Source organism: Kribbella deserti, assembly GCF_042434725.1.
Taxonomy (GTDB): Bacteria; Actinomycetota; Actinomycetes; order Propionibacteriales; family Kribbellaceae; genus Kribbella; species Kribbella deserti.
In genome coordinates, this window is the sequence record NZ_JBHLTC010000005.1 from 11,323 (window position 1) to 24,395 (window position 13,073).

A 13,073-nucleotide genomic window follows, 5' to 3' on the forward strand; every position below is an offset into this window, starting at 1 on the left:
GAGATCCAGGGGGGACAAAGGGTGGGCCTACTAGACCGTTGGCGGAAGTCAGCTCCGCAGACACTTATCGGGCATCCGCCGGCGGCGATGCTGTCGACACCTCCGCCTGCCATCCACCGGTTGACGCGGCACGCGCAGTGGGTCGGCCCTGGGGCGCCGGCAAACATCGCAGGCGTGCAGATACCGGGTGGCATGCTGTTCGTCGGCCAGGGGCTGACCGCGCCGACCGGCGATCTCGAGCCGGCCCTCATCAACCCCGCGCTCAAGGTGAATCATCACCGGCCGGACTACGCGGGCTCCACGATGGGCTACTGGCCGTCGTACGACGAAATCACTCCGGAGGCTCGAGCGGCGTACCTCCAGTGGCTCGGCACCGGGCGCGGCCATCCGAGCGCGTACATCGGCTACGTCTTCCTGTTCTTCTACGGTATCGAGCGGCGGGTGCTCGTCGATATCGCCAACGATCCGACGCTGAGCTGGGAACTTCCGCCGCTGCGTGCGGAAGTTCAACGCCTGCTCTCAATCTACGGCGACAACGACTCGTTCCATCGCTATGCGACTAGGTTCCTTGGTCTGCTCGAAGTGCTGACAGCTGCCGAGCCGTCGGTGGTGCCACCACTCACCCGCGAAAACAAATGGCAGCCGCCACCATCCCTGTTGGTTCAGCTGGGAACGTTCGCATCCGATGGCCGGCCGATCCCCGCTGACTGGGCACTGGCATGGGCCTGGTACCACCCCGATGTCTCGCTGAGAACGACCGCCACCCGGTGCACGGATGAGTTCGTCGCGCTGTTCAAGTCACGGTACGCCGAGATGTACAACGCCGGCCTGCTGGTCAGGCCCGGGCAGGCGACCGTGGGCCTCGAGTACTACGCGGCTAGCCAGGGACTCCCATCCGCGACTCTGACGACCAACATTCCCAACGTGTTCAACGATCCCGACGCACGACGGCAGTTGGCTTCCCTTGCTCACTCGGCGATGGACGATCTTGAGCCGTACAGCAGGTACCTGGGACGCAACCCGGATGGTCGCGGCACTGTGTCCGCGGCCGCCCTTCTACCGCGGGAGTTGCTAGGGCAACCCACCGGCGAGGTTGCCCGATTGCGTAGCTGGGCAGCTGACTTGGCTGACACCCGCCGCGCCATCAGCGGCGATGCGCTGTTCGCCCAATGGCCGATCAAGTCACCGGAGCGGATGGCCAAGCCGGAAGCCGTCGCCTTGGCGCAACTGCTGGCACAGTTTGGTCTTGCGATAGAACCCGATGTGCGGCTCGGCGGACCGGCGATCACGCCCGCGACGCCCGTCGTCGTGTTCCATGCCACCGATAACCCGCCGAACGCAGCGACAGCAAGCTATGCGGCCGCCACCACTCTGCTGCATCTGGCCACGGCTGTGTCCGCCGCCGACGGGACGATCAGCGAAGCCGAACAGATCCATCTCGTCTCGCATCTGAAATCGTCACTCCAACTCACCACAGGAGAGCAGGCGCGGCTGGAGGCCCACTTACTGTGGCTGACGGCCAGCGACATCAAGCTCACCGGACTGAAGCGCCGCGTCGAGGCTCTCAACAGATCCCAACGAGAGGCGGTGGCCGATCTGCTGGTCAGCGTTGCGGCAGCGGACGGCGTCATCTCGCCGGACGAGGTTGCCAGCCTGACCAAGATATTCCGGTTGCTCTCGCTGGATACGTCGCAGGTTCACAGCCGCCTCCATGCTCACCTCTCCGGCGATGTCAGCCGCCGTCCAGAGCCCGCCGCCGGACCGGTCACTGTTCGTCCTGCTGGCGCACCCGATCCGGGCTATCCGATCCGCGAACCCGAGAAGCAAGAAGGACTCCACCGGCTCGGCCCCGCCGCGGGCCGAGGGGTTGCGTTGGACCTTGCTGCCATCGAAGCGAAGTTCGCGGAAACCGCCGAGGTTTCCTCGTTGCTTACGGACATCTTCAGCGACGACGAGCCCGAGGCGACTACTGTGAGGCAGGGGGCGGCAGAGCCGCCCGACACTCCCTCGCTGGCTGGACTCGACGGCACCCACTCCGCAATCCTGCGAACGCTCGCGGGCCGCGACGTGTGGACTCGAAGCGAGTTCGAGGAACTGGCAGCGCAGTACGGCGTGATGCCCGACGGCGCGCTCGACACCCTCAACGAGGCAGCGCTGGACACCGTCGACGAGCCCTTCGTCGAGGACGATGGCAACGACACGCTGACCATCAACGACTTCGCTCGGCAGGAGCTCTTCGCATGACCATCGAGACCGCTCCCGGCACCGAACGCATCCGCCCACGTGATCGCGACGCCATCGTCAACTCGCTGCGCGCAGGCGTGGTGCCGCGGATCGGGCAACAGCACATCCAGGTTGGGCGCGCCGGCGAACTCGCCGCTTTGCTGACCGATATCGAGCGGGTCGCCGACAACGGTTCGGCCGCCCGCTTCGTGATCGGCGAGTACGGCTCGGGCAAAACTTTCTTCCTGCAGTTGGTGCGATCTGTAGCCCTCCAGAAGAAGCTGGTGACCGTCCATGCCGACCTCTCCCCCGATCGGCGTCTGCACGCCACCGGCGGACAGGCTCGGAGCCTGTACAGCGAACTGATGCGCAACATGGCTACCCGCGCCAAGCCGGACGGCGGAGCCATGGGCAGTGTGGTCGAGCGCTTCGTGACCAGCGCCCTCAGCGATGCCCGCGCGACAGACCGATCCCCAGAAGCCGTCATCCGCTCCGGACTCAATCAGCTGACCGAACTGACCGGCGGCTACGACTTCGCCGATGTCGTGGCAAAGTACTGGCAAGGACATGACACTGGCAACGAACAGCTCAAGTCGGACGCGGTCCGCTGGCTGCGCGGAGAGTTCACCACTCGTACCGACGCTCGCGCCGCACTTGGTGTACGGACGATCGTCGACGACGCCAACTTCTACGATCAACTGAAGCTCCTGGCTCGTTTCGTCCGCCTGGCAGGTTTCGATGGTCTGCTCGTCGGCCTCGACGAGATGGTCAACCTGTACAAACTGGCTAACAGCCAGGCGCGCAACTCCAACTACGAACAGATCCTGCGAATCCTCAACGACGCCCTGCAAGGATCAGCGGCAGGCATCGGATTCCTGTTCGGCGGGACGCCGGACTTCCTCACCGACAGCCGCCGAGGGCTCTACTCGTACACCGCGCTGCAGTCCCGACTCAGCGAGAACACTTTCGCCACCAGCGGCCGGGCCGACCTGACCGGACCGGTCATCAGGCTCGCATCGCTTACCCCTGAAGACTTGTACGTGCTGCTCAGCAAGCTGGTCCACGTACATGCCTCTGGCAACAGTGCCGCCTACCTTCTGCCCGCCGAGGGCTTGCACGCGTTCATGAACCACTGCTCGTCGAAGATCGGCGACGCCTACTTCCGTACCCCGCGCAACACCATCCGCAGCTTCCTCGACCTGCTCGCTATCCTCGAACAAAATCCCGATCTGCAGTGGACTCAGGTCATCGGCTCCGTGCCGCTGGCACTCGAGTCCAATCCAGACCTCGACCCGCTTCCGGACGAAACGGCCGCCGACCAGAGTGCGTCGAGCGGCGCGGACGACGAGTTGTCAACCTTCAGGCTGTGACCACCGCCGCCGCGGATCCCGCCGACGCCTACGATCGGCTCCATCCGGGCATCCAGCGATGGATCTACGGGCAACACTGGGACCGGCTCAGATCCGTCCAAGCACACGCGGTCGCCCCGGTCCTCGAGGGTCAGGACGTTGTCATCGCGGCCGCTACCGCGAGCGGCAAGACTGAGGCAGCTTGGTTCCCGATCTGCTCCAGGCTCGCGGACCAGGAGGTCCGCGCACAGTCGGGAATCAAGGCGCTTTACATCGGGCCTCTGAAGGCGTTGATCAACGACCAACACCTACGTTTGGAGTCGCTGGGAGACTCGGTCGACGTGCCCGTGCATCCCTGGCACGGCGACGTCGCGGCCAGTCGCAAACGCAACTTGATGAAGAACCCGGATGGCATCCTGCTCATCACCCCGGAGTCCCTCGAAGCGATGTTCGTCCGGGAGGGACACCGACTTTCGGCCGTGTTCGCAGGTTTGCAATACTTGGTGGTCGACGAGTTGCACGACTTCATCGGTACCGAACGTGGCGCCCAACTCCAATCGCTGATGCACCGGCTGGAACTCGCCATCCGCCGACGTATTCCCCGGATCGGCCTGTCCGCGACGCTGTCCGACCTTGCGATCGCCGCCGACTTCCTGCGTCCGGGCCGCGGGCACCTCGCGCACATCATTGACAACCCGGGCGGCGACACCGCCGAGATCCAGTTGCAGATGCGTGGCTACGTCAAGAGCGATCCCAAGACAGCAGCCGAAATCAGTGCTGACGACGACGCAGCGGTCCACGCCAACGACGCCAGGTCGATCGCCGAACATCTCTATGCGACTCTCCGGGGTAAGGACAACCTGGTCTTCGCCAACAGCAGATCAGCAGTCGAAGCGTACGTTGACCTCCTCCACGGCATGTCCGAACGCCGATCAGTACCCAACGAGTTCTTGCCCCACCACGGCAACCTCTCCAAGGAGTACCGCGAAGACGTCGAACGCCGACTGCGCGCCATCGACACACCTACCACTGCCGTCTGCACCTCAACCCTCGAGATGGGGATCGACATCGGCAGCACCGACGCCGTGGCGCAGGTTGGCGCGCCCCACAGCGTCGCCGCGTTGCGCCAACGACTCGGCCGGTCTGGCCGGCGCGATCAGCCCGCTGTGCTGCGCGTCTATGTGTCCGAAGGCGAGCTGACTGAGCGGACGCCACCGGCCGACCAACTCCGGGCTCAGCTGATCCAGACCATTGCCATGGTCGAGCTCATGCTGAAAGACCGCTGGTTCGAGCCACCCAACACGGGCGCGCTTCACCTCTCCACCTTGACTCAACAGATTCTCTCGATCATCGCCCAACACGGTGGAGCAACCGCACAGCAGCTCTACACGACACTGTGCGGGAACGGGCCGTTCTCGCGCGTTGACCAGTCCACCTTCGTCAACCTGCTCAGCGATCTCGGCGCGACTGAACTCCTCACTCAGTCGAGCGACGGCCTCTTGCTGCACGGAGAACGTGGCGACCAACTCGTCAACCATTACACCTTCTATGCCGCCTTCCAGACCGCCGACGAGTATCGCCTCGTCACGCGTGGCCGAACCCTCGGCTCCATCCCGGTCGACTATCCGGTGCTGGTCGGCAGCCTGCTGATCTTCGCGGGACGCCGGTGGCAGGTGGTCGATGTCGACAGCCGCTCCCGCATAATCGAGCTGTCGCGTTCCAGTGGCGGCCGTCCGCCGATGTTCTCCGGTGGTGGCGGCGAAGTCGCCGACCTGGTGCGGCAGCGAATGCGATCGATCTACGAGTCCACTGACGTACCCGTCTATCTCAACCGGGAAGCGCAGGAGCTTCTCGACCAGGCGCGCGAATCCTATCGGCGGCTCAGACTCGACCAGCATCCGATTGTGGCCTGGGGCAACGACACGCTGATCTTCTGCTGGCGTGGCGACCGGATCCTCAACACGCTCGCCGTTGCCCTCGCTGACGCCGGCCTCAGAGTCAGCCTCGACGGCGTTGCCCTGCAGGTCAACGACAACACTGCCGAAGGCGTCCTAACGGTACTCCGAAACCTCGCCAGCCAGCCCGAGCCAGACCCCGAAGTCCTCGCGGCGACCGTGGGGAACAAGCACCGAGACAAGTACGACGAATACCTCTCCGACGAGCTCCTGGCCAAGGCTTACGCCGCTCACAGCCTCGACGTTCCCGGGTCTTGGTCGACGCTCCGGGATCTCTCGACCTACGAGTCCGGGATCGACTCATTCCTGCCGCTGGGAGACCATCCGAAACCCGCCGCTCCGGTCTATCCACGCCTCGGGGAGACACCGTTCGCGGTGATCGATCTCGAGACCACCGGCTTCGCAGGCCACCTGGACGACCGGGTGGTCGAACTCGCCGTCATCCACACGGACCCACATGGTCGCATCACCAACCGATGGAGCACGCTGGTCAACCCCGGCCGCGCCGCCGGGCCTACCGAGATCCACGGACTGCGCTCCGACGATTTGTCGAACGCCCCCCACTTCGCAGAGCTCACGGACTGGCTGACGGACCTCCTCGCCGAACGCGTGATCGTCGCGCACAACGCGCCGTACGATCTGGCGTTCCTCACCACCGAGTACGAACGCTCCGATGTCGACCCGCCGGACTGGGCAACGCTGTGCACCCTCGAGCTCAATCGCCACCTCGGAACAGCCGACTCTCTCACCCTCGAGTCCTGCTGCGCCGCCTACGGCATCACTCTCAACGCCGGCCACACCGCACTTGGAGACGCGACAGCCACAGCGCACCTCCTCGAGGCCTGCCTGTCCCGGGCGACGATTGCCGGTCTGGCCGACTTGCAGGCCGTCGGCTGCGAGAAGCCGCTACCTCCAGCCGGCAACCTGCCGGCTCCGGCGATACCTCGGCTCCTTCCCCGCAGGAGCCCTGACTGGAGATCGCCATGCAAGTAATCACGTTCGCGGTCCACGCCGCCCACCTCGACCCGATGACAGGCACCGGCCTCCTCGTCCAACCAGATCCGGAGCACGACCTCGAACCGCCGGATGGGCTACTAGGTGAACGGGTCTGGCTCGCAGGGCTCGGACAGTATGGCTGGGAGCCTGCCCTGTCGCTGCACTGGGCGGACTGGACGAGGGCGATGCGACATCTTTACGACATCGGCTGGAGCCCGATGGAGGATGAGGAAGGTGAGCTCGACCTGGTCGGTACGACCACCGACGGCCGGAACGCCATCGCCCTGTACGGCGAACACCCCATCATCACAGAACCCAGCCTCGACCAGATCGACCATGCCATCCGCGACCTCTGCCAGTCAGCAGGAGTTGAACTCTCAGACGGTAACGCAACAGCGAAGGAGTGAGGATCGGGACAGACGAGCTCGATCACGATGCGGTCGCCGGCCATGTGCAACAGCGCAGTGAAGCGGATGGTCCGCTCGACCAGCAGGGCGATCGCCGACCGGTTGAGTTCTCCGAAAATCGGATCTCTTTCCAATGCCCGTGGTCCGGGCGGTCTTGGACCTGCCTGGGGCGCTGATAAATCATGCGCAGCGGAGCGATGAACGTGGCCGACGCTGGTCGCCGCCAGTTGGCGGCGGGTTCGCAGCAGCACCCTAGGGCTCGCGCTGCACCACGCACTCAGGGCTGTAGAGCGCCTGGCAGATCGTTTCGATCGCCCAGGTGCCGGCCCATACAGGACTGGCAGCTCGCGCGCGATCAGTTCAGGGCTCCACCGCTAGTCCAGCAAACTCTATTCGATCGCTCGCACCCCTAGGTCTGCGGCCAGGAGGTTGACCACCACCTTGCCGATGGCCGCTCCGGCCCTTCCAGCGAGCTCTGACCTCGTCTGTCGGTTCGTCGTCAGGCCTTGCGAGGGAACACGACGTCCTGGTTCCAAGCCTGTCGGCCGGTCCCACCCGGACAGGTCGGGTTGAAGCAGCGCCAGTACCAGACGTAGTTGCGCCGGCGCCGAAGATCGACATCGGCCAGTCCGCATCTCGGGCAATCTGGAGGGTTAGCGAACACCGTGGCGTGCTGGTGCTCAAGAACCTTCCGAGCGAAGTGCGCGCCGCGGATGGTCACCATGATCTCGCGGGTCCGGCTTTGGGAAAGTGCGTTCAGGCTGCCGAGCATCACCGTCTGCTCGTCCACCACGATGATCTTCTGATGCATCAGATGCACCAGGACCGCGACGTGCACGGCAGCACGCAGTTCCGTCACCAGCTCCACAGCGGCCCGCTGCGTGGGGTCGCTGGGGTCACGGACAAAGACCACGATCCGGACTCCGCGCGCGGCGGCCTCTGCAAGATGCGGAAGGAGCTGGCTGACGCGCTTGGCGACCCAGGGTGCCCAGATCCACAGCGAGGCACGCGCTGTACGGATCGCTTCGATGAAGGTATCGAAAAACACCCGTTCGTCGTCGATGTCGGTGATCTCGACATGCCGCCCGAGAACGTCGCGCAGCCGTGAGCCGAAAGGCCCTAGCCGTTCTGAGTCGGCGATGGTCCGGGGCATGACCAGAGCTGTCCCGGGTACCGTGCGATTAATCCGATGTTTCAGCTCAGCGAAAACAGTTCCGGGGACTGCCTCGGCGATCCGTTGCCGGCTCCCCAGCAGATAGAGCCTGGTCTGGACGCGGGTGATCGCAACGTTGAACAGGCGAAGCCCGTCCTGTTTCCACCCGTTGGTGCCCGGTCCGCGGCCCGCCTGAGCCATCCACAGTGCCTTGCCGTCGCTTCCCTCGACAAGGTCGAAGACCACGATCGGAAACTCCCGGCCCTGGAATCGATGAGCCGTCCCCACCTCTGCCAGAGGATCTCCGGTCCGCTCGACGTCACGAAGCGCCTCGAGCGTCGCGATCGCCTGATCCCGGTACGGCGTCACCACGCCGGTGGCCTCGCCGTCTTCTTCGTGCAGCTCAATCAGCGCCCTGGCCAGCAAGGCGCCGGCTGGCCACCATCCCTTCCCTGCCCCCGTCCTCGTCGGCACGGCGAGTTCTCCCAGCCCGTCGGTGTCGATCAGGACGATCTCGGGATCGCTGGCGACATCTCGCTCTGGCACCAGTGGCCCGGCCTCGAGCGCACCGTCGTATGCGATCGAGTTGGCTAGATCCATGACCGTGCGGCCGAAGCGATTCTGGGCCGTCAAGGTAATGCAAGAGGCGTTGGCCATCGCCTTGGCCGGACTGGTGATTCCGCAGTGTTCAAAGACATCGCGCTGCAGCCAGGTGACTAATTCTGGCCGGTCGCTGTACTTGATGTCCTTCGGGAGCACCGCACCAAGCTGCAGGAAGTCACCGAGCAGGACCGCGGTCGACGATGCCCGCGAAATGGCCAGCAGGACCTCTGGCAGCGTTGCCGCACCGACCTCGTCTACGAGTACGACGTCGTAGGTGCCGTTGAGCACGTGTTTGTTGGTCCGCGATCTGGCCAATGTCGTCGCGACCAACCGCGCGGTCGCGATGATCTCTCCTTCCGCGTCTCGCGCCAGCCGCTCGAACTCCTCCTGAACAGCCTGGTACTGCACCTGCAACTCCGCCGACCGCGGACGGTCCACCTTCACACGCCGCCGCAACGATTCCGCTTGAGCATGCAGAGCCGGCCGCCCGGCCGCACTCTCGGACCGAACGATCTCGTCCGCCTCTTGCGCCTCCTTGTGCCGCACTACGGCCCGCCGCAGATCGTTGAGTGCCTCCTCTTTGCTCCGGATGAGCCGCTGAAGCTCCGGCGCTGCCGCACGCGCCCGATCTTCCCGATCCTGGATGACCTCCCTGCTGAACGGTATGCCGGTCACGATTGCCTCGACCTGGTCGAGAAGAACCCGCGACCGACGGTTAGCGACGTCGCGGGCTGCCAATGCCTTTGCTGCCAGAGTGCTCTGCATCTCAGCCGCCACTCGGACCCGTTCCGCCGTCGCTGCCACTTCCTTCCGGGCCCGCCACTTGGAGATACCCGAGAGACCTTCCAATTCAGCAAGCCGATGCTGAAGGTCGCCGCGCTCCTGGTCGGCGATCAGCGCCGCCGCTTCGGCCTTGTTCGCCGCAACCTCGACCTGGTCCGCCTGCGCCCGCAACTCCTGCACCTGTATCCACATGAGCCGGGAGTCGGCGACTTCGTCGAGCTGCTGCCGAGCCTGCTCGACCTCACGTGCTGCGGTCTCCACATCGCCGGTCCGATTCCGGTACGCGGCCTCGGCGTTCAGCACGGCAGCGTTCAGCCCGGTCAGGTCGTCGCCGTGCCGTGCCAGCAGTCGCCGCGCGCCGATGTACCGCGTGACGTCGAAGCCTGCAAGTTGCTTTTCCAGGGCGGCCAGCCGATCCTCACGTTCCTGAATGGCGACCAGTTCGTCTGATATTGCCTGCCGCTTCGCCTCGGTCGCCGTCAGACGCTCCCGCACGAGCAGGGGCAGGGAGACTGCCGCATCCGCCGCCACCTCACGGAGCTGGGGCGGGCCGACCCGAACGACTTCGCCGCCGGAGTGACCTCCCTCTCGCAGGACGCCGAGCAGCGCATTGTCCACGGCGATGTTGGTACCGGACACCAGCAAAATCCGTTTGCCTTCGGCCAGCAGATCTACGATCGCCCGCTTGAGGACCATCGTCTTACCGGTACCTGGCGGTCCCCAAACCAGGAACAGACCCGACCCCAGGCAGGCACGGTACGTCTCCACCTGAGCCGGCAGAAGTCCGGGCTGGGCCGCAGCCGGGGCCGGCCTGCCCAGCACCTTTCCATCAGCCAGCATGGCGGTGAGCGGAGCGTCTCCGAGTTTGGCCAACCCGTCCCGCAGCGCCTCGATCAGGAAGGTCGTCGGCTGCTGCAGAAGCCACAAGTGCGGATCCTCCGGGTCAGCAAACTCCGCGACCCGAATCGTGAGTGTCGCCCCGCTCTGGGAAGCCTCCATGACAGCATGACCGGAGTCGATGGTGGCTCGCTCCGGACCTGCCAGCTTCAAATCGTCGAGCTGGTCCGGTCCGAGCTCCGAGCCCCGGATGTCGACGAGGTATTCGCCGCCGACGGCCGTCCGCACTGCGCGCCCGATGCGCCGCCATGACGGCCGTCGTGAAGTACCGCCCTCCAGGGCGATCCACTCATCCAGCGCTGTCGTGACCTCATCGCTCCACCCCACCCGTCCCCCTTACCGACAGTGATCACTGCGTAGCCAAGATCTCACAGTCGGCGGCCGAACGCCTGTCGAAACTGCGTCGAACGACTCGAGGGGCAGATCCACCTTGGTCTGGGCACGATCTCTTCCGACCAGTTGTAGGACGGCAGCCATTGCAGCGGAACCGCAGCGTTGAAGTCCCCCAAGCTGCATCCGGCAAGATGCCGCGGCAGTCGGCACATCGGCGGCGGCGCCGAGGGCAACTCCGGCTCTGCCCGGCACGAAGGACCTCCCTGGGGTACATCATTGGTGCCGCAGTCACCATTGCCGGTCTATTGATCAACCAGTGGCGTACCGATCGGCGGGATGCCGAACGGTGGAATGAGGATTGCTCCAGAAGATCGCGCCACGATGCGAACTGCGCAGCCGTCGCCCACGCGGCTCCTAGCTGAGCAAGTCGGAGCCCGCCCGCGCAGGCGGGCCCTGCCCAGCATGTCCCCGAACCAAGTCATCCAGCCTCCTCCCCCGAGCACACGGTGCCTGTACGAGCCATGGCATGCTTTCCAGAATCCGTCGAGCCCGATGAGGTGGGCAGCACGTGCGCATGTGCTGCCAGGTCCCATCTGCCGCCAGCCACCGTACACAAGGGAGATGGATGAAGCTCTGGATCATCGCGGCCGAGGAGAAGTCCGCGACGACTGTGAGCCGCACGCCGGGGCCTGGCGATGTCTCCCCCTCGATCACCACAGCCGACGACGTCCACGTCGATGAGGCAGTTTTGATGTGGCGCCCTGGCCGAGATGGTGGCGTCGTCGCCACAGGGCGGCTAGCCGCGACGACCACGATCGAGCCGTGGAGGCTGTCGGACCCTGCTCTGACGAAAGCAGATGTCGAGTTCACCGTGCTGTGTTTCTCGGCCCCTCTGACAGTTCACGAACTCCGTGACACGGGTCTGAACGAGGTGGTGAAAGCTGTCCGCTCGCTCGACTACAACCGTCGGTCGGTGTCGATCGACATCGCGGCCGACAGCTGGAACCTTCTTCAACAACTGGTCGGCCAGGAGCGACCATCGACGCGCGCGCCAACGTCATGGGCCGTTCCGGCGGGGTCGGTGGTCAGACGGCGACAACTCCACGGCGCGTACGGCGGCAGCCATAGGGTGAGCGTTGGGGCGAGCGGCCGGACAGTCGAGGCGTTCGTCTTCCTCGACGCCAGCAGATTGGACGGCCTCGCTCCACGCTGGGACAGATCGATCCTCTTCGCCGCAGGCCAGTCACAGTCAACCGACAGCAACCATTCATCGGCGAACCTGGCTGTGCTCGGCCATCGTCGGCGTGCCAATCCCCTCCGGGTGTTCCTGACCAAGAAGGATGGGTGCCTGTACCTGGGCGAGTTCGCAATCGACCCGGATCGGCCTGTCGAGTCGTGGCTCCATGCGGGCCAGCGAGAACGCTTCCGAAACTACACGGGCCTGGCCGCCACTGAAGATCTGCATGCCCCCCTGTTCAGGCTCCGCCAGCTGAGCGGAATTCCGTTTCCCGCCGATATCGCCGCCGCATTTCGGAAGGCGCCCCGCCTTGACCTACAGCTTCATGCCACCGCCGAGGGGCCGGCAAGCCTCATCCGCAACCTGTTGGCCAGGGTGGAGGCCGAGCCCGCGACTCTCAGGATGCTCGGAGAGCTCGGCGAGGCCCAACTGCTAGCCCATCTTGTCGAACGCGCCAGGCGCCAAGTAGCGCTGAACGACCTTCGTACCGCAGTCGCGGACCCCACCACCTCCGAGAGCAAGCTGCAGCGGCTGCTCGCGAAGATGACATGGATGTTCGGCGGAGAGTTTCTGCCCGGGTCGGCCAGACGCAACCTCACCCTCCGAGACCAGCTCGACCTGGTCCTCTTCCGCCCTGACGGCACCCTGCACGGCGTCGAACTGAAGAAGGCAAAGGTCGACGACCTGATCATCCCCCACCGCAGCCACATGATCGTCGGCGCCTGCGTTAACGAGGCGGTCGGCCAGGCCGCCAGTTACCTCAGAGAACTGGACGAGAAGCGTGCACAGATCCTCACCGACCTGCACATCGATACCCGGCGCGCCTCGATGACAGTGGTCATCGGCCACAGCCGCTTCACCGACTCGTCGCAGCAAGAGGTCGACGAGACCATACGCACATTCAATTCGGACCGTTCCAGGATCCGCGTGACCACCTATGAACGCCTGATCGAGGACGCCCAGCGCGCACTGGATCTGGGTTCCACCACGGAGTAGGCAACACCGCTGCCTGCTCTGATTTTCAGCAGCGCCAGTTGCGCTGCTACCTGCAACGCCGGTTCGCCGTCCAGGAGCTCCGCATCGCGGACGGTAGCCGGGGCGCATGATTCTGGTACCCGCGCATCATATAGATTCCGT

The 13,073-nt window shown here is 65.0% G+C and carries 6 protein-coding genes; 5 read left to right on the forward strand and 1 reads right to left on the reverse strand.

The annotated features are described in order from the left end of the window. Positions 1-87 precede the first annotated feature (87 nt). From ACFFGN_RS04230 to ACFFGN_RS04245, 4 genes are read left to right on the forward strand one after another with little or no spacing between them, the layout of a single operon-like run. Entirely contained in the window at positions 88-2,244 is a 2,157-nt protein-coding gene (locus tag ACFFGN_RS04230; protein ID WP_380043954.1) for a tellurite resistance TerB family protein, read from the forward strand. Then, entirely contained in the window at positions 2,241-3,593 is a 1,353-nt protein-coding gene (locus tag ACFFGN_RS04235; RefSeq protein WP_380043955.1) for an ATP-binding protein, read from the forward strand. The genes ACFFGN_RS04230 and ACFFGN_RS04235 overlap by 4 nt, the downstream gene beginning before the upstream one ends. Continuing rightward, the gene (locus ACFFGN_RS04240; protein WP_380043956.1) at positions 3,590-6,520 is read left to right on the forward strand and encodes a DEAD/DEAH box helicase; all 2,931 of its coding nucleotides are present in this window, start codon (positions 3,590-3,592) and stop codon (positions 6,518-6,520) included. The genes ACFFGN_RS04235 and ACFFGN_RS04240 overlap by 4 nt, the downstream gene beginning before the upstream one ends. Before the next feature lie 35 nt (positions 6,521-6,555). Further along, positions 6,556-6,930 (forward strand): hypothetical protein, encoded by a 375-nt coding sequence (locus tag ACFFGN_RS04245; RefSeq protein ID WP_380043957.1) that lies wholly within the window; start codon positions 6,556-6,558, stop codon positions 6,928-6,930. Positions 6,931-7,429: 499 nt separating this feature from the next. Here the strand turns inward: ACFFGN_RS04245 and ACFFGN_RS04250 are convergent, their stop codons facing one another. Beyond that, positions 7,430-10,693 (reverse strand): AAA domain-containing protein, encoded by a 3,264-nt coding sequence (locus ACFFGN_RS04250; RefSeq protein WP_380043958.1) that lies wholly within the window; start codon positions 10,691-10,693, stop codon positions 7,430-7,432. Positions 10,694-11,324: 631 nt separating this feature from the next. Here ACFFGN_RS04250 and ACFFGN_RS04255 point away from each other — a divergent pair. Next, complete coding sequence (locus tag ACFFGN_RS04255) at positions 11,325-12,932, forward strand: Shedu anti-phage system protein SduA domain-containing protein (RefSeq protein ID WP_380043959.1); 1,608 nt, start codon at positions 11,325-11,327, stop codon at positions 12,930-12,932. Positions 12,933-13,073: the final 141 nt, after the last annotated feature.